The organism is Actinomadura meyerae, from assembly GCF_900188445.1.
In the GTDB taxonomy this organism is placed as follows: Bacteria; Actinomycetota; Actinomycetes; order Streptosporangiales; family Streptosporangiaceae; genus Spirillospora; species Spirillospora meyerae.
The window spans coordinates 67421-83513 of sequence record NZ_FZOR01000002.1 but is presented as its reverse complement, the minus strand read 5'-3'; the positions used below and the strand labels follow the sequence as shown (position 1 = coordinate 83513).

Below are 16093 nucleotides of genomic sequence, written 5' to 3'. Positions count from 1 at the left end.
GCATGGCCATCTGGCTCACCGAGAACAGCAAGATCATCGTGCAGGGCATCACCGGCTCCGAGGGCACCAAGCACGGCCGCCGGATGCTCGCGTCCGGCGCCCAGGTCGTCGGCGGCGTGAACGCCCGCAAGGCCGGCCAGTCGGTCGACTTCGACGGCACCTCCCTCCCGGTGTTCGGCACCGTCAAGGAGGCCATGGAGCAGACCGGCGCGGACGTGTCGGTCGTGTTCGTCCCGCCGAAGTTCACCAAGGACGCCGTCGTCGAGGCGATCGACGCCGAGATCCCGCTGTGCGTCGTCATCACCGAGGGCATCCCGGTGCACGACACCGCGCACTTCTGGGCGTACGCCGAGCGGAAGGGCAACAAGACCCGCATCATCGGGCCGAACTGCCCCGGCATCGCGTCCCCCGGCAAGTCGAACGCCGGCATCATCCCGGCCGACATCACCACGCCCGGCCGCATCGGCCTCGTGTCCAAGTCCGGGACGCTGACGTACCAGATGATGTACGAGCTGCGCGACATCGGCTTCACGACGTGCGTCGGCATCGGCGGCGACCCCGTCATCGGGACCACCCACATCGATGCCCTCCAGGCGTTCCAGGACGACCCGGACACCGACGCGATCGTGATGATCGGTGAGATCGGGGGCGACGCCGAGGAGCGCGCCGCCGCCTACATCGAGCAGCACGTGACCAAGCCGGTCGTCGGCTACGTCGCCGGGTTCACCGCCCCGGAGGGCAAGACCATGGGCCACGCGGGCGCGATCGTGTCCGGCTCCGCCGGCACCGCGCAGGCGAAGAAGGAGGCCCTGGAGAAGGTCGGCGTCCGGGTCGGCAAGACCCCGAGCGAGACCGCCGTCCTCATGCGGGAGATCATGCAGAACCTCTGACCCCGCGCGGGACCACCGAAAGGACGCCCGAGCCGCCCCGGCGGCCCGGGCGTCCTTTCGCATCCGCCCCTCCGGCCGCGGGCGCCGGTCGCGCGGGCTCCGGAGACGGGAGCCCCGATGACAAAGGCGACACGCCGGGCGCGCGGACCGGGCGCGGGCCGGCGGGGGTGCCAGCATGGAGCGGTGAGCGACAAGACCCCCGGGCGGCGCCCGCAGCGGCGGCCGGCGACGGACCCGCCGGCCAAGAGCGAGACCGGCCGCGCCGGCGCCGAAGCCGCGCCCGCCGCGCCGCCCGAGGCCGCCCGCCCGCTGTACGTGACGGGACTGGTCGCGGCGCTGTGGTGCGTCGGCATCGGCCTGGCGGTGCTCACCACGATCACGCTCATCGGCTGGATCGCGGCGCCGAAGACCGCGATGGGCAACGGGATGTCCGGGGTGTTCCGGACGGCCGTGAACTTCTGGCTGGTCGCCCACCACGCGGGCTTCTCCTACGGGCAGGGGCGGGTCGGGCTGCTGCCGCTCGGCGTGCTCGTCCTGCCCGGCGTCCTGCTGTACCGGGGCGGCGGATGGATGATCCGCGTCGCCGGGCTGCGGCGCCGCCCCCGCATCGCGGTCGTGCACGTCGCGGCGGCGCTGGCCGTGCCCTACGCGGCGCTGGGCGTCCTGCTCGCGCTCGCGGCCTCCTCGGACGAGGTGCGCTCGTCGGCGTGGCAGGCGCTCGCCGGCTGCCTGCTCGTCGCCGTCATCGCGGGCGGCCTCGGCGCCGCCCGCGCGGTCGTCGCCGCGCAGGTCGCGGCGGAGGCGCGCGGACGGCGGGTCAGGTCGGGCCTGGGCGCGCTGCTGCGGCTGCTGCCGGAGCGGCCCCGCTCGCTGGTGATCGGGGTCGCGGGCGCGCTCGGCGTGCTGCTCGCCTCGGGCGCGGTGCTCGTCGCCGTGGCGCTCGCCATGAACATCGCCGCGGCCGACGACCTGTACGGCATGCTCGCCCCGGGAGTCGTCGGCGGCGTCCTGCTGCTGCTGGTCGAGCTGGCGTTCCTGCCGAACGCGGTGATCTGGGGGATGGCGTACGCGGTCGGGCCGGGCTTCTCGGTCGGCGCGGGGACGAGCGTCTCCCCGACCGGCGTCTTCCTGGACGCGGTGCCCGCCTTCCCGCCGCTCGCGGCGCTGCCGCAGCCGGGCCCGGCGCCCGCCCTGTCGCTGCTCGCGCTGGCCGCGCCGTTCGTCGCGGGCGCGGTCGGCGGCACCCTCACGATCCGGTCGATGCCGAGCCCGGTCGCGGAGGGCGCGCCGCTGTGGGGGTTCCTGTCCGGGGCGCTGACCGGGGCCGTGGCGGCGCTGCTGAGCGCGCTGTCGGGCGGGCCGCTAGGCGGCGGCCGGATGGCGACCGTGGGGCCGTCCGCCTGGCAGGTGGGGCTGCTGGCGGCGCTGGAGGTGGGCATCTCGGCCGCGATCGCCGCGTGGGTGGCGAACTGGATGGTGCTGCGCCGTCCCGCGCGCGCCCCCGAGAAGACCTCGCGGAAGGCCGCGAAGAAGGCCGCGAGGGCGGGGAAGGCCGAGAAGGCGGGGAAGGCCGGGAAGAAGGCGGGGAAGGCCGGGAGGCGGGCGGCGAAGCCCGCCGTCCGGCCCGAGCCGGGCGCGGCGCCGCTGCCGGTGCCGCTGTCGGCGCCCGTTCCCGGCGACTACGACCTGCCCGCGCGGCCCGCGGAGGAGGCGCCGCGGGCACCGCACGCGCCCGGGCCGCTGGAGTTCGAGGAGGCCGAGCCCGTCCTCGCGCCGCGGCGGCCCCGGCGGCGCGGGGCGGCCGGAGCGGGCACCGATCCGCTGCCCGACCTGGCCCCGGAGCGGCCCGCGCCCGCGCCGGCCTCCGACCCGGCGCCCCCGCTGGCGCATTCGCCGGGCGACGGCACGATCGTCGTCGAGGGCCATCTCGTGGACGAGCCCGAACCCGAGCCGGCCGAGCCGCGCCGCCCCGTCCCGCCGCCCCGCGCGGACCCGAACCGCACCGAGAACCGGGGCGGCGCGATCTACGTCCTGCGCGAGGAGCCGGAGCGGGACGAGTAGCCGCGCCCCGGTCAGGCGCGGGGTCGGGCGGTCCGGGAACGGGCGGTCAGAGCAGGTGGCCGTACTGGTCCATCCAGCCGGGCGGCAGGTCGAGCTTCTTCTCGATCTTCGGGTAGTACTCGTCCTGGCACGCCTGCCGGTCGGTGTGGGTGTTGGCGGCGTTGACGCAGTCCCAGTAGCCGCTGAACTCCGTCCGCAGGAACACCGCCATCGCGACCATCACCAGCGACATGCCGAGGCCGACGGCGCCCATCACGATGCCGGGGAGGGCGCCCGGTACGGTCTCGCGGGCCGCGCGGGCCTGCCGGCGGGCCCTGAGCCCGATGACGATCGCCGCGACGCCGAGCACGAGGCCGAGCGGGTAGAAGAACAGCGCGGTCAGCAGCGCGATGCCGCCGAGCCACAGGGCCCGCACGCCGGCCTGCCGCGCCTGCGAGGGCCCCGCGGGCGGCTCTCCCGCCGGCCGCCCGTCCGGGCGGTCCTCGGGACGGGCCTCGCGGCCCTGCTGCTCGGTCACTGTCCGTCTCCTCCTGGCCGTGGGGGGATCCGCCGGCCGACCCGGCCGGATCTGCGGTGAAGCGGCGCCGAAGCGGCCCGATAGGCTGCGTGGTGGCCGCACATCCCGTCAACGTCCACCGGGGAGTCATGGTGTCCGCCCGGCTCGTCGTCCTCGTCTCCGGCGCGGGGACCAACCTACAAGCGCTGCTCGACGCGTGCGCGGATCCAGCCTACGGGGCCGAAGTCGTGGCCGTGGGGGCGGACCGCCCCGGTATCGCCGGAACCGAGCGCGCGGAGCATGTGGGTTTGCCCACTTTCACGGTCTGCGTTCCGGATTTCCCGTCCCGCGAGGAGTGGGACGCCGCGCTCACCGAGGCCGTCGCGAAGCACGAACCCGACCTCGTCGTCTCCGCCGGCTTCATGAAGATCCTCGGCCCCCGGTTCCTCGCCCGCTTCGGCGGCCGGACGGTCAACACCCATCCCGCGCTGCTGCCCGCGTTCCCCGGCGCGCACGCCGTACGGGACGCCCTGGCCTACGGCGTGAAGGTCACGGGCTGTACGGTTCACTTCGTCGACGAAGGCGTGGACACCGGACCCGTCATCGCCCAGGAGACCGTCCCCGTGGGCTGGCATGACGACGAAGACTCCCTGCACGAGCGCATCAAGCGGGTGGAGCGCCGGCTCCTCGTCGACGTCGTCGGACGCCTCGCCCGCGACGGCTGGACCACGCGCGGCAGGCGGGTCTCGATGAAGTGCAGGACCTGTGGTGAATCTTCCGACGACCATGAGGGGAGCTCGGCCGGTGAGTCGGGTGGCGATTAAGCGCGCGCTGATCAGCGTGTACGACAAGACCGGGCTGGAGGAGCTGGCCCGCGGCCTCCACGAGGCGGGGGTGGAGATCGTCTCGACCGGGTCGACGGCCGGCCGGATCTCCGCCGCCGGCGTCCCGGTGATGAAGGTGGAGAAGCTCACCGGGTTCCCCGAGTGCCTGGACGGCCGGGTCAAGACCCTGCACCCCAAGATCCACGCCGGGCTGCTCGCGGACCGCCGCAAGGAGGACCACCTCCAGCAGCTCGACGACCTCGCGGTGGAGCCGTTCGACCTGGTGGTCGTGAACCTCTACCCGTTCGCCGACACCGTCGACTCGGGCGCCAAGCCGGACGAGTGCGTCGAGCAGATCGACATCGGCGGCCCGACCATGGTGCGCGCCGCCGCGAAGAACCACGCGAGCGTCTCCGTCGTCGTCGACCCGTCCGCCTACGGCACGGTCCTGGACGCGGTGAAGGCCGGCGGCTTCACCCTGGAGGAGCGGCGCCGCCTCGCCGCGCGGGCCTTCGCGCACACCGCGTCCTACGACGTTGCCGTGGCGTCCTGGTTCGCGAGCGCCTACGCGCCCGACGAGGCCGCCGCCGAGTCCGGCTGGCCCGACTTCCTCGGCGCCACCTGGGAGCGGTCGAACACCCTCCGGTACGGCGAGAACCCGCACCAGCGCGCCGCCCTGTACCGCTCGCCGGGCGAGACCGGGCTGGCGGGCGCGGAGCAGCTGTACGGCAAGGAGATGTCCTACAACAACTACGTGGACACCGACGCCGCCCGCCGCGCCGCCTACGACTTCACCGAGCCCTGCGTCGCGATCATCAAGCACGCCAACCCGTGCGGCATCGCGGTCGGCGCCGACATCGCCGAGGCGCACCGCAAGGCGCACGCGTGCGACCCCGTGTCCGCCTACGGCGGCGTGATCGCGGCGAACCGCCCGGTCACCGCCGCCATGGCCCGGCAGGTCACCGAGAGCTTCGCCGAGGTCGTGATCGCCCCGTCCTTCGACGACGAGGCCGTCACCGTGCTGAAGGACCGGTTCAAGAACGTCCGGCTGCTGGTCTGCCCGGACGCCCCCGCGGGCGCGGTCGAGCACCGGCGCATCGACGGCGGCCTCCTGGTGCAGGGCGTCGACGCCGTGGATGCCCCCGGCGACGACCCGTCCGCCTGGGAGCTGAAGACCGGCGAGGCCGTGGACGAGGCGACGCTGCGCGACCTGGCGTTCGCGTGGCGGGCGATCCGCTCGGTGAAGTCCAACGCGATCCTGCTGGCCGCGGACGGCGCGACCGTCGGCGTCGGCATGGGCCAGGTCAACCGGGTCGACTCCGCCAAGCTCGCGGTCGCGCGGGCGGGCGCGGAGCGCGCCGCGTCCGCCGTGGGCGCGTCCGACGCCTTCTTCCCGTTCCCGGACGGCCTGGAGGTGCTGACGGAGGCGGGCGTGAAGGCGATCGTCGAGCCGGGCGGGTCCGTCAACGACGACAAGGTCATCGAGGCGGCGCGGAAGGCCGGCATCAGCCTGTACTTCACCGGCGTCCGGCACTTCTACCACTGACGAGCGGTGGGCCCGGTGTGGCGCGGAACACGTGCCGCACCGGGTTTAGCGCCGTCGTCTTCACTTTTTCGGGCGGGTAGCCTCTGGCCGGGACCGCGCCCTTCCCGCACGACCCTCCCACCCGGGCGCGGGCGTTCCGTCTTGGAGGCGCGATGGACGTGCTGCTCGCCGTGATGCTGCGCTCGGTCTACCTGGTCGACTCGCTGCTGATGGACTCCCGGCAGGTGATCGGGCTGGTCGCCGCGTTCCTGGCCGCCCTCCTGGCCGCCCAGCTGGGCTGGCACGGCACCGACCGCCTCCTGGCCTGGCGCCAGCGCTCGGAGGACTAGCCTCCGGCGGTCCGCGCATCGGCTGCGCAGCCGTGCACGGCTAGCGCAGCCGTGCCCTGAGCGCGGCCGCGGCGGCCGGCCACTCGTCGTCCGTCATCCCGTACGCGGCGGTGTCGCGGATCGAGCCGTCCGCCCGGATGCGGTGCTTGCGGTGGACGCCCTCGAACGCCGCGCCGAGCCGCTCGATCGCCGCCCGCGACCGCGCGTTCCGGACGTGCGTGTGCCAGCCGACCCTGATCGCGCCCAGGGACTCGAACGCCCGTCCGAGCAGGAGCAGCTTCGCCTCCGTGTTGAGGCCCGTCCGCTGCCAGCGCGCGCCGAGCCAGGTGTGCCCGATGCACAGCCCCCGGTGGGACGGGGCGACCTCGTAGTACGACGTCGTCCCCGCGACCTCCCCCGTCACGGCGTCGATCTGGACCCAGGGGAGCCGCACGCGGCGCTCGCAGTCGGCCAGTGCCCGGTCGACGAGCGCGCTCATCTCGCCGGCCGTCGCCGGCTGCCGCTCGGACAGCCAGGCCCACACGTCCGGGTCCTTGGACGCCTCGAACAGCCCCTCGGCGTGCGCGGGGGACAGCGGCTCCAGCCGCACGTGGCGCCCGGTCAGGACGGGCCGTTCGAACCATGCGTCGCTCATGGGCACGACGGTAGGAGGAGGGGAACGGCCACCGGCAGGGCCACTCGGCGCCGATTTCCAGGTGCCACTCGACGGTTACCATGGGTTTTCACGCGACTGGCGCAGTCAAGGTGGATCACCACCGGGGAGCGAACGACAGTCCGGACACCGCGCGCCTGGGTGGACGGGACCGTGAGCCGGGCCCGGTCCCGCGGGCCTTACGGCGAGATCCACGCGGAGGAACGCATGACGGCACAGATTCTGGACGGCAAGGCCACGGCCGCCGAGATCCGCTCGAACCTCAAGGTGCGCGTGGAGGCGCTGCGCGACCGCGGCGTGTCCGTCGGGCTCGGCACGGTGCTGGTCGGCGACGACCCCGGCAGCCACTCCTACGTCAACATGAAGCACCGCGACTGCGCCGAGGTCGGCATCGAGAGCATCCGCCGCGACCTGCCCGCCACCGCCACCCAGGACGACGTCGAGCGCGCCGTCGCCGAGCTGAACGCCGACCCGTCCTGCACCGGCTACATCGTCCAGCTCCCGCTGCCGAAGGGCCTGGACGAGCAGCGCGTGCTGGAGCGCATCGACCCCGCCAAGGACGCCGACGGCCTGCACCCGACGAACCTCGGGCGGCTCGTGCTGATGCAGCCGGGCCCGCTGCCCTGCACGCCGAAGGGCATCATCGAGCTGCTGCGCCGCTTCGACGTCCCGATCAAGGGCGCCGAGGTCACCGTCGTCGGGCGCGGCATCACCGTCGGGCGGTCGCTCGGCCTGCTGCTGACCCGCCGCACCGAGAACGCGACCGTGACGCTCTGCCACACCGCGACGCGCGACCTCGCCGCGCACACCCGCGCGGCCGACATCGTCGTGGCCGCCGCCGGGGTGCCCGGCCTGATCACCGCCGACATGGTCAAGCCCGGCGCGGCCGTCCTCGACGTGGGCGTCTCCCGGGTGGACGGCAAGCTCGCCGGGGACGTCGCCGCCGACGTCCGCGACGTCGCCGGCTGGATCGCGCCGAACCCCGGCGGCGTCGGCCCGATGACCCGCGCCATGCTGCTCGCCAACGTCGTCGAGGCCGCCGAGCAGAGCCTCTAGCGGACTCCGGCCCGGCGTCTCCCGGGCACGGTGTCCCCGGGCACCGTAAGGGCCGCCGCCCCAGCACCGAGGCGGCGGCCCCGCACGTTCGTTCGCCGTGCACGTTCCCTGACCGGGGCCGCGCCGTCACCTGCGCGGCCCGGCAGGGGGTCAAGCGATCGCCCTCAGGTTTCGCGCTGCCGGGAGGGCGACCGCGGGCTCAGCTCAACTGGCCCTCCGTCCCGCCGTGCTGGGCGCCGGACGGCCCGGCCCGTGGCCGTGCCCCGGCGCGCCCGGCCGGCGCGTCTCCCCGGTGGCGCGGACGCCGGGGACCCGGCCGTCCATCGGCGGACGCCCCTGGTGCGGGACGTGCACCGGCGGCAGCGGGCGGACGAGGCCCATCGCGATGACCTCGTTGGCGAGCCGCGTGCGCCGGTTGGCACCCTCGGGGATGCGGAACTTCTGGTAGAGGCGCAGCAGGTGCTGCTTGACGGCCGCCTCCGTGACGACCAGCTCGCCGGCGATGTCGCGCGCCGTGGCGGGGGCCACGAACGCCTCATCGGACAGGGCGGGTCGGCACAGCGAGGTCAGCACGTCGACCTCGCGGCGGGTGAGCTCGGGCGCGACGGCGCGCCGCAGTTCGACGTCCGGGTCGACCTCCTCACGGGGGATGCCCCCCAACCGGCAGCGCGCCGTGCCGAAGCTCACGACGTCACCGTCCTCCAGCACACGGCGGGCGATCGGCCGGCCGTTGACGCGCGTCCCGTTGCGGGACAGGCCCATGTCCACCACGTAGACGTACGGACCGCGTCGGACGATTTCTGCGTGCAAACGGGACACACTCGGGTCGTCGAGGCGTACGTCGACTCCTCTCCCTCTCCCGACCGTCGTAACGTCGGGGCGCAGCGGCATCACCAGCCCGCTGTCCTCGATCCGCATGAACGGCCCCTCCACGGCAGTCCTCCCAGCTAGTTAGCGACCCCTGTCTGCCGGGTTACCCGGGCGCCGTGCCGTCACACCCTCCTACTGGCGAGTAGCACCGATGGCGCAAGGGATTCCGGCTACTCGGGCATCACCCGGGCACCTTCCGTCCCATCCCTTATCCGGGCTTCGGACGACAAGCCGGACCGTTCCACCGCGGGGCCGTCCGAGGGGGATGCGGTTCTCCGTGCGATGTCGTCCGGGGGCGGGATCGGCGATACCGTGAGGGCCATGAGCACTCAGGTGCACCGGCGCAGGCGGCGCGCGCCGCGCCGCGGGGGCGCCGCGCCGCACTGGCTGGCGCAGCTGCCCTACCTGCTCGTGCTCAGCGGGGTCGGCGCCGGCCTGACGCTGTGCGCCTTCAACTACTTCCGAAAGGGCTCCGGCCTGATGGCCGCCGCCCTCCTCATCGGCGCCCTCGCCCGGCTGCTGCTGCCGGAGTCGCAGCTCGGCCCGCTCGCCGTCCGCAGCCGCTCCGTCGACTGCTGGACGCTGGTGATCATGGGGGAGATGGTGGCGTTCGTCTCGCTGAGCGTCCCGCCGATGAACAAGACCGGGCTGTCCCTCGCGGGCGCGTTCGGCATCGTGATCGCGCTCACCGCCGCGGCCCGCGGCCTGCGCCTGCTCATCGCCGGGCGCCGCGCCGCGTCCGGTGCCCCCGGCGCTCCCGGCGCTCCCGGTGCACCGGGAGCCGCCGGTGCGTCCGGTTCCGGCCGCGCGTCCGCATCCGGCCCGCCCGCGGCCGGTGCGCCGGGAAGCGGTCCGCCCGGAAACGTGCCGCCGTCCTGACGCGTCCGCGCAGGTCCAGGCCCTCCGGGCCAGGCCAGGTCTAGACCGCATGACCGGCTCGGCTAGCCTAGCCAGTTGAGCCTTACAAGGACTTGAGTCCTTTTCGTCCGGCGATCCCGGCGGCCCGAGACACCGCCATGCCCGCCGAGGATGGGAAGGCCTCGCCAGCTGGCCAGGTGTAGGAAAGGGACAGCAACAGCATGCCCAAGATCAAAGTAGCGGGCCCGGTCGTCGAACTCGACGGCGACGAAATGACGCGGATCATCTGGAAATTCATCAAGGACCAGCTGATCCTGCCCTACCTCGATGTGGACCTGAAGTACTACGACCTGGGGATCGAGCACCGTGACGCCACGGACGACCAGGTCACCATCGACGCCGCGAACGCCATCAAGGAGCACGGCGTCGGCGTCAAGTGCGCCACCATCACCCCCGACGAGGCGCGCGTCGAGGAGTTCGGCCTGAAGAAGATGTGGCGGTCCCCGAACGGGACGATCCGCAACATCCTGGGCGGCGTGATCTTCCGCGAGCCGATCGTGGTCTCCAACATCCCGCGCCTGGTGCCCGGCTGGACCAAGCCGATCATCATCGGCCGCCACGCGCACGGCGACCAGTACAAGGCCACCGACTTCGTCGTCCCCGGCCCCGGCAAGGTGACGATCACCTACACCCCGTCCGGCGAGGGCGAGCCGATGGAGTTCGAGGTCGCCGACTTCACCGGCGGCGGCGTCGCCATGGGCATGTACAACTACGACGACTCGATCCGCGACTTCGCCCGGACGAGCATGCGGTACGCGCTCAGCCGCGAGATGCCGCTGTACATGTCCACGAAGAACACGATCCTCAAGGCCTACGACGGCCGGTTCAAGGACCTCTTCCAGGAGATCTACGAGACCGAGTTCAAGGCCGAGTTCGAGGCCAAGGGCCTCACCTACGAGCACCGCCTCATCGACGACATGGTCGCCGCGGCGCTCAAGTGGGAGGGCGGGTTCGTCTGGGCCGCCAAGAACTACGACGGCGACGTCCAGTCCGACACCCTGGCCCAGGGCTTCGGCTCCCTCGGCCTCATGACGTCCGTCCTCATGACCCCCGACGGCAAGACCGTCGAGGCCGAGGCCGCGCACGGCACGGTGACCCGGCACTACCGCCAGCACCAGCAGGGCAAGCCGACGTCGACCAACCCGATCGCGTCCATCTTCGCCTGGACCCGCGGCCTCGAGCACCGCGGCAAGCTCGACGGCCAGCCCGAGGTCATCGACTTCGCCCGCAAGCTGGAGGCGGTCTGCGTCGAGACCGTCGAGTCCGGCCAGATGACCAAGGATCTGGCGCTCCTGGTCGGCGGCGAGACGCCGTGGCTGACGACGCAGGGCTTCCTGGAGGCGCTCGACACCAACCTCCAGAAGAAGATCGGCGGCTGACGCCCGACCGAACGCCGCCCGCGCATGCGGTCGTGAAGGCCGTCCCGGACCCGTCCGGGGCGGCCTTCCGCGTGGGCGGCATGCCGGTGGGTGCACCTGCGCGCCGACGGGTAGGGGACGCGCGATAGCCTGAGGCCGGAAATATCTCGACAGCGAGAGAAACCGCGGCGGCGCGGCTCTTCGGCGGTCGGGTACGAAGGATGGCCGCCTGAGCCCCGTCAGGTCACTGCAGGAGAAGAAGGACAATGACGCGCACCCCAGTCACCGTCACCGTAACCGGCGCCGCGGGCCAGATCGGCTATGCGCTGCTGTTCCGCATCGCGTCCGGGCACCTCCTCGGCGCGGACGTCCCCGTGCGCCTGCGCCTGCTGGAGATCCCGCAGGCGGTGAAGGCCGCCGAGGGCACCGCGATGGAGCTGGACGACTGCGCGTTCCCGCTGCTGTCCGGCATCGACATCTTCGACGACGCGGCCAAGGCCTTCGAGGGGACGAACGTCGCCCTGCTCGTCGGCGCCCGCCCGCGCACGAAGGGCATGGAGCGCGGCGACCTGCTGGAGGCCAACGGCGGCATCTTCAAGCCGCAGGGCGAGGCCATCAACGCGGGCGCCGCCGACGACGTGAAGGTCCTGGTGGTGGGCAACCCGGCCAACACCAACGCCCTGATCGCGCAGCAGCACGCCCCCGACGTCCCCGCCGAGCGCTTCACCGCGATGACGCGCCTCGACCACAACCGCGCGCTCGCCCAGCTCGCCAAGAAGGCCGGCGTCTCCGTGGCCGACATCACCAAGATGACGATCTGGGGCAACCACTCCGCCACCCAGTACCCGGACATCTTCCACGCCGAGATCTCCGGCAAGAACGCCGCCGCGACGGTCAACGACCAGGCGTGGCTGGAGAACGACTTCATCCCGACCGTCGCCAAGCGCGGCGCCGCGATCATCGAGGCCCGCGGCGCGTCCTCGGCGGCGTCCGCCGCGTCCGCCGCGATCGACCACGTCCACACCTGGGTGAACGGCACCGCCCCCGGCGACTGGACGTCCATGGCCGTCGTGTCGGACGGCTCCTACGGCGTCCCCGAGGGGCTCATCTCGTCCTTCCCGGTCACCACCAAGGACGGCACGTGGGAGATCGTCCAGGGCCTGGAGATCGACGACTTCTCCCGCGCCCGGATCGACGCCTCGGTGAACGAGCTGGCGGAGGAGCGCGACGCCGTCCGCAAGCTCGGCCTCATCTGACCTTCCGCGCGAACGAGCCCCGGGACCGCACAGGCCCGGGGCTCGTCCACGACCGGCAGCCGCGCGGGCCACACCGACATCCTCCGCGAGCCCATCGACGGCTCGACCGGCCGCTGACCTCCTCAGACCAAGCGGGTCGGCTCGTCCAACCACAGCCTGTCGCCTTCGGGCGCGACGGTCAGCCCGAACCGGTCGACGCCGGGTCCGTCGTGCCGGACCCACCACTCGAAGGCGTCCTCCAACTCGTCCCAGAGCCGTCGTTCGCCGTACTGAGTGACTTCGTAATGGTCGTGTCCGGGCTCCCAGTCGCAGACGGCCCACGGCCCTTCCGGATCGCCGACCATGAACAACAGCAATGAGAAGGACCCGTCGTCGAAGTGCTTCTCCCAATACGCCAGGCCCGGTGAGAGAGCCACGGTGGCGAGTTGGAGACCCGGCCCGGCCGCGAAGACGGTACGGGGATCCAGCGTGGTCGCCGTCACGTCGGCGTCGTCCTCGTCGCGGAACCGCCAGACCAGCTCGGCGCGATGAGAACGCAACATCATGTACCCGGCGGGCCCGTGGAACCGCCCGTACGCGCCGTCGCGGGTCGTGGTCAGCCGAGTGAGCAGGCCGTGCGCGCGAAGCGGCTGCCACGGTGCCACGATGACGCCGCCGGGGCGGGTCTGCTCCACCCAGGTGAAGGGCACCTCGGCAACGGCTGCGGTCACGTGCACACGGTCGTATGGCGCGTTGTCCGAGAACCCGGCCCGGCCGTCTCCCACGATCAGAGTCGGTGCGAAGCCGGCTCCTGCGAGGTTGGCTGCTGCCTGCCTGGCGATCCCGGCGTCCACCTCCACGGTGGTGACGTTCTTCTCGCCGACACGTGCTGACAGGACGGCGGCGGTGTATCCGGTTCCCGTACCGACTTCGAGGACGCGGTCGTGGTCGCGCGGAGCGAGCAGCTCCAGGCATCGAAAGGCGATGCCGGGTGCAGAGATCGAGCTGGATGCCAATCCGTCCGAGACCTTCAGCGGGTCGCCCTTGCCGTCCTCGCGCTGGGTGATGATCGCAGCGTCGGAGTAAACGGCGCGCAGCCATTCTTCAGGACGAGCCTGGCGGCCGATCGGGTAGCCGGCACCGCCTTCAGGGCAGGCCAGGCCGACGTCCGGGACGAAGAGCTCGCGGGGTACGGCCCGCATTGCCTCCAGCCACTTCTCTCCGACGTCGAGCGAAGCGGCCAGTTCCTCGTTGTTATTCATGAGCCCCTCTCCAGGAGATCGGCCATGGCCGAGTAGATGCCGAGACCAGTCGTGTCGGCGATCCATCCGAACTCGCCGCGCTGGTTCACCTCCAGGAACACCCACCGGCCTGAGACGTCATGAATCAGGTCGAACGCCCCGTAGACGAGGCCGAGCCGCGCCATCAGACGTAGCAGCTTGGCCCGAAGCTCGAACGGCAGATGGATGATGCTGTACTCCAGGCCGTCGTAGTCCGCCCGCCAATCCTCCTGGGCCGCAGTGCTCCTGGCGTCGATCCGGACCGCGAACACCTCAGTGCCGACCACGGTCACGCGCGCCTCGAATGCTTTCTGGACGCGCTCCTGAAGCATCTGAGCAGTGCGGCCGAACGCCGGATCGAGGAGGCTCTCCGGGTCGGTGACCGGGGCGGTGTAGAGGATGCGCACACGCCCCTCGTCGGCATGGACGACCCCGTCCATGGGCTTGTACACGATCGGACGCCCGAGTTCCTGCGCCCAGTCGTAGGCCGTCCGCGCATCTGAGGTGATGAGGGTCTCAGGCACCGCCAACCCGACCCGCGCCGCCTCGGCGAGTTGGAGCGGCTTGTACTCGGCGCGCGCCGCCGCCACCGGGTCGTTGACCCACAGGCAGCTTCCGAGCGCGGTCAGTACGCCTCCGAACCCACGCCTGGCCTCCCCGTAGGCGAACGCGCGCTCGGGGGACGACATGCGTTCGTCCATCACGAACGGAGTGGTTCCTCGCTGCCATACGGCGCTGATGCCGGCGAGTTCGACGTCAAGGCCGTCCCGGCCACGCAGGCGTCCAGCCCAGGAGCCCGAACCGTCCAGGCGGGCGCCCATGGACAGCCGGGCGGGGAAACTCGACGGGTTCACCTGCACCGCGCTGGTTCCACGTCCGCGCAGTTCGCCGGCGACCCGTTCGGCCACCTTGTCGCCGTCGCGCGCCAGCATCAGCACCGTCATCGTCAGTCCGTCCCCTTGTCTTCGGGATGCTGGGAGTCGCCCTGACCGCCGGTGGTGTATTCGGAGGTCCCCTTGTCGTGCTTGCCCGCGCGCGGCACCACCAGGAACCGCAGCCCCCACGGACGAGCCTCGGTCGCGGCGGTGTCGATCTGGGACGCCTGGTCCAGCCCCGGGTCCATAGGGAAGATGTCCCCGACCCGGAATGCCAGCCCGCGCGACTCACCGTCCGGCGAATGCGTCACGAGGTCGAGCGTCTGTGCGGTCATCGACTTCCCTTCCTGGCGGCGCTTCGGCCGCCGATCGGTGGCTCTTGGAGCCTTATGTGCGGACGGCCGCGACCAGGTCGAGTCGGGCCGGTACAGACCACGGCCCCGGGACGTCCTGTCCTGGGGGATCGTCCTCCGCAGGGGGTTTCGGAGGTGCGTGACCAGAGGCCCCGGGGCCGTGGGGTCCAAGTGACGGCAGGCAATGAAACGGCCCGCTTCGCCAGGTGCCGACGGACGTGCGCGGCATGGTTTCAATGGCGCGTTGCTCGGCATTGCGGACGGCTATGGACAGCGAATGGGTGTCCGGAGCGGCCACCACGAGCAACTCGCCGCTCCACAACGTCCAAGCGGTGAACTTCCGGTTGTACGCACCCCACACCACGGCCCAGCCTGGATGGTTGCCCTCGGCCCACCGTGCAAGTTCCGTGCCGTCCAGCATGGCTCTACCTCGGTGAAGACACGCGCGCGGACGGAACCGTGGCCGTGGCGTACCGCGCCCACACCCACTTCCCACGCGGCTCGGTCGGTGTGACCCCGTAGGAGTCGGCCATGGCCGCGACGATGGGCAAGCCGCGCCCACCCGTACCGGCGTCATGGTCCGGATCCAGCGCCTCGGCGTCGGGGGCCACGTCCTCCGCGGTCGGTTCCAACGCGCGCTTGGGCGTGGGCTCGGTGTCCGAGGAGTCCCACACGGCCAGCACTACCGCGCCGGGCTCGCGGGTGAGGCGCACCCGGATCTCCGGTTCCGGTGCGTACTGCACCGCGTTCGCAACGAGTTCACTGGCGATCAGCGTCAAGTCGTCACTGATCCCGGCCAGCCCCGCCTCCGCAAGGCGCAGCTCCACCAGCGAGCGCACCCGCGCCGGAACCGACGGCGCCGCCCGAAAGGTGACGTCGAACGTCCCCGCGTTCACGCTGCCCACGCAGCCGCCCATCAGGCCCACCGCACGATCTGCCCGAGCATGAGCACCGTCCGCTCCACCAAAGCCGGCTCGGCGCCGACCTCGCCGAGCACGTGTCCACGCTCCCCGCCCCACCGGAACCGCCGCCCGTCGCACGCGATCTTCTGCTCACTGGGCGTCCCCAGCGAAACGGCGAGCGTCCTCCCGTACCCCTCCGTCCGGCATTCCTGCGCCGCGAGTTCCCGCGCCAACTCCTCCGGCGGCCTGCCCGTAGCGTCTCTCATAAGTCCGACCTCCATCGTCGGGCTAAGGGCCCGGGGAGCGGCGTTGCAGTGCCGTCCGGGGCCGCTCTCCTCTGCCTCTTGGGACGGAGGACTGCACCGTGTCCCACTGCGGCCCGCATATGGCAAGCTGGCGAGTCCTTCCATGCGACCGAGTGAACCGGGCTTGTGACTGCGAGGGGAGA

At 72.3% G+C, this 16093-nt stretch carries 17 protein-coding genes and 1 riboswitch; of the genes, 9 read left to right on the top strand and 8 right to left on the bottom strand.

Annotation, left to right across the window (positions count from 1 at the left end; translation table 11 throughout):
* Positions 1-2 precede the first annotated feature (2 nt).
* A complete protein-coding gene (gene sucD / locus CHF16_RS03140; RefSeq protein ID WP_089324365.1) occupies positions 3-890 on the top strand; it encodes a succinate--CoA ligase subunit alpha in 888 nt (295 codons plus the stop codon).
* A gap of 183 nt (positions 891-1073) precedes the next feature.
* Positions 1074-2951, top strand: coding sequence for a cell division protein PerM (locus CHF16_RS03135; protein ID WP_143227857.1), 1878 nt, complete (start codon positions 1074-1076; stop codon positions 2949-2951).
* A gap of 46 nt (positions 2952-2997) precedes the next feature.
* On the opposite strand, the gene CHF16_RS03130 is transcribed toward CHF16_RS03135, so the two are convergent.
* Positions 2998-3468 carry a hypothetical protein gene (locus tag CHF16_RS03130; RefSeq protein ID WP_089324364.1) on the bottom strand — a complete coding sequence of 157 codons (471 nt, stop codon included), beginning with the start codon at positions 3466-3468 and terminating at the stop codon, positions 2998-3000.
* Positions 3469-3596: 128 nt separating this feature from the next.
* Here CHF16_RS03130 and purN point away from each other — a divergent pair, with 128 nt between their 5' ends.
* From purN to CHF16_RS40065, 3 genes are all read left to right on the top strand, one after another.
* Entirely contained in the window at positions 3597-4271 is a 675-nt protein-coding gene (purN, locus tag CHF16_RS03125) for a phosphoribosylglycinamide formyltransferase (protein WP_089324611.1), read from the top strand.
* Complete coding sequence (gene purH, locus CHF16_RS03120) at positions 4252-5817, top strand: bifunctional phosphoribosylaminoimidazolecarboxamide formyltransferase/IMP cyclohydrolase (protein ID WP_089324363.1); 1566 nt, start codon at positions 4252-4254, stop codon at positions 5815-5817. The genes purN and purH overlap by 20 nt, the downstream gene beginning before the upstream one ends.
* A gap of 152 nt (positions 5818-5969) precedes the next feature.
* Positions 5970-6146: a hypothetical protein gene (locus CHF16_RS40065; protein ID WP_179271364.1), complete on the top strand. Its 177-nt coding sequence runs from the start codon at positions 5970-5972 to the stop codon at positions 6144-6146.
* Between the two features lie 40 nt (positions 6147-6186).
* On the opposite strand, the gene CHF16_RS03115 is transcribed toward CHF16_RS40065, so the two are convergent.
* Positions 6187-6780 (bottom strand): GNAT family N-acetyltransferase, encoded by a 594-nt coding sequence (locus CHF16_RS03115; RefSeq protein ID WP_089324362.1) that lies wholly within the window; start codon positions 6778-6780, stop codon positions 6187-6189.
* An 82-nt stretch (positions 6781-6862) separates the two neighbouring features.
* Positions 6863-6948, top strand: a riboswitch (ZMP/ZTP riboswitch).
* A gap of 57 nt (positions 6949-7005) precedes the next feature.
* On the opposite strand from CHF16_RS03115, the gene CHF16_RS03110 reads away from it, so the two are divergent.
* Positions 7006-7854 carry a bifunctional methylenetetrahydrofolate dehydrogenase/methenyltetrahydrofolate cyclohydrolase gene (locus tag CHF16_RS03110; RefSeq protein WP_089324610.1) on the top strand — a complete coding sequence of 283 codons (849 nt, stop codon included), beginning with the start codon at positions 7006-7008 and terminating at the stop codon, positions 7852-7854.
* Positions 7855-8058: 204 nt separating this feature from the next.
* On the opposite strand, the gene CHF16_RS03105 is transcribed toward CHF16_RS03110, so the two are convergent.
* Positions 8059-8787, bottom strand: coding sequence for an FHA domain-containing protein (locus CHF16_RS03105; protein WP_089324361.1), 729 nt, complete (start codon positions 8785-8787; stop codon positions 8059-8061).
* A 258-nt stretch (positions 8788-9045) separates the two neighbouring features.
* Here CHF16_RS03105 and CHF16_RS40060 point away from each other — a divergent pair, with 258 nt between their 5' ends.
* The 3 genes from CHF16_RS40060 to CHF16_RS03085 all read left to right on the top strand — a co-directional run bounded on the left by CHF16_RS40060 (position 9046) and on the right by CHF16_RS03085 (position 12256).
* Positions 9046-9603 carry a DUF3017 domain-containing protein gene (locus CHF16_RS40060; protein WP_179271363.1) on the top strand — a complete coding sequence of 186 codons (558 nt, stop codon included), beginning with the start codon at positions 9046-9048 and terminating at the stop codon, positions 9601-9603.
* Positions 9604-9803: 200 nt separating this feature from the next.
* Positions 9804-11021, top strand: coding sequence for an NADP-dependent isocitrate dehydrogenase (locus CHF16_RS03090; RefSeq protein WP_089324360.1), 1218 nt, complete (start codon positions 9804-9806; stop codon positions 11019-11021).
* Between the two features lie 245 nt (positions 11022-11266).
* Complete coding sequence (locus tag CHF16_RS03085; protein ID WP_089324359.1) at positions 11267-12256, top strand: malate dehydrogenase; 990 nt, start codon at positions 11267-11269, stop codon at positions 12254-12256.
* Between the two features lie 122 nt (positions 12257-12378).
* Here the strand turns inward: CHF16_RS03085 and CHF16_RS03080 are convergent, their stop codons facing one another.
* From CHF16_RS03080 to CHF16_RS03060, 5 genes are all read right to left on the bottom strand, one after another.
* Positions 12379-13497: a methyltransferase domain-containing protein gene (locus tag CHF16_RS03080; protein WP_179271362.1), complete on the bottom strand. Its 1119-nt coding sequence runs from the start codon at positions 13495-13497 to the stop codon at positions 12379-12381.
* Entirely contained in the window at positions 13494-14459 is a 966-nt protein-coding gene (locus CHF16_RS03075) for an MvdC/MvdD family ATP grasp protein (protein WP_089324357.1), read from the bottom strand. The genes CHF16_RS03080 and CHF16_RS03075 overlap by 4 nt, the downstream gene beginning before the upstream one ends.
* Before the next feature lie 2 nt (positions 14460-14461).
* Positions 14462-14725, bottom strand: coding sequence for a hypothetical protein (locus CHF16_RS03070; protein ID WP_089324356.1), 264 nt, complete (start codon positions 14723-14725; stop codon positions 14462-14464).
* 443 nt (positions 14726-15168) lie between these two features.
* Positions 15169-15660 (bottom strand): ATP-binding protein, encoded by a 492-nt coding sequence (locus CHF16_RS03065; RefSeq protein ID WP_143227856.1) that lies wholly within the window; start codon positions 15658-15660, stop codon positions 15169-15171.
* Positions 15660-15911 carry a hypothetical protein gene (locus CHF16_RS03060; RefSeq protein WP_089324354.1) on the bottom strand — a complete coding sequence of 84 codons (252 nt, stop codon included), beginning with the start codon at positions 15909-15911 and terminating at the stop codon, positions 15660-15662. Before CHF16_RS03060 ends, CHF16_RS03065 begins: the two co-directional genes overlap by 1 nt.
* Between the last annotated feature and the right edge of the window lie 182 nt (positions 15912-16093).

Bases quoted from the DNA above. Each gene is read 5' to 3' on its own strand.
- CHF16_RS03085 (WP_089324359.1), top strand. From the start codon at position 11,267: ATGACGCGCACCCCAGTCACCGTCACCGTAACCGGCGCCGCGGGCCAG.
- CHF16_RS40060 (WP_179271363.1), top strand. From the start codon at position 9,046: ATGAGCACTCAGGTGCACCGGCGCAGGCGGCGCGCGCCGCGCCGCGGG.
- CHF16_RS03090 (WP_089324360.1), top strand. From the start codon at position 9,804: ATGCCCAAGATCAAAGTAGCGGGCCCGGTCGTCGAACTCGACGGCGAC.
- CHF16_RS03115 (WP_089324362.1), bottom strand. From the start codon at position 6,780: ATGAGCGACGCATGGTTCGAACGGCCCGTCCTGACCGGGCGCCACGTG.
- CHF16_RS03110 (WP_089324610.1), top strand. From the start codon at position 7,006: ATGACGGCACAGATTCTGGACGGCAAGGCCACGGCCGCCGAGATCCGC.
- CHF16_RS03065 (WP_143227856.1), bottom strand. From the start codon at position 15,660: ATGGGCGGCTGCGTGGGCAGCGTGAACGCGGGGACGTTCGACGTCACC.
- sucD (WP_089324365.1), top strand. From the start codon at position 3: ATGGCCATCTGGCTCACCGAGAACAGCAAGATCATCGTGCAGGGCATC.
- purN (WP_089324611.1), top strand. From the start codon at position 3,597: ATGGTGTCCGCCCGGCTCGTCGTCCTCGTCTCCGGCGCGGGGACCAAC.
- CHF16_RS40065 (WP_179271364.1), top strand. From the start codon at position 5,970: ATGGACGTGCTGCTCGCCGTGATGCTGCGCTCGGTCTACCTGGTCGAC.
- CHF16_RS03070 (WP_089324356.1), bottom strand. From the start codon at position 14,725: ATGACCGCACAGACGCTCGACCTCGTGACGCATTCGCCGGACGGTGAG.
- CHF16_RS03075 (WP_089324357.1), bottom strand. From the start codon at position 14,459: ATGACGGTGCTGATGCTGGCGCGCGACGGCGACAAGGTGGCCGAACGG.
- CHF16_RS03060 (WP_089324354.1), bottom strand. From the start codon at position 15,911: ATGAGAGACGCTACGGGCAGGCCGCCGGAGGAGTTGGCGCGGGAACTC.
- CHF16_RS03080 (WP_179271362.1), bottom strand. From the start codon at position 13,497: ATGAATAACAACGAGGAACTGGCCGCTTCGCTCGACGTCGGAGAGAAG.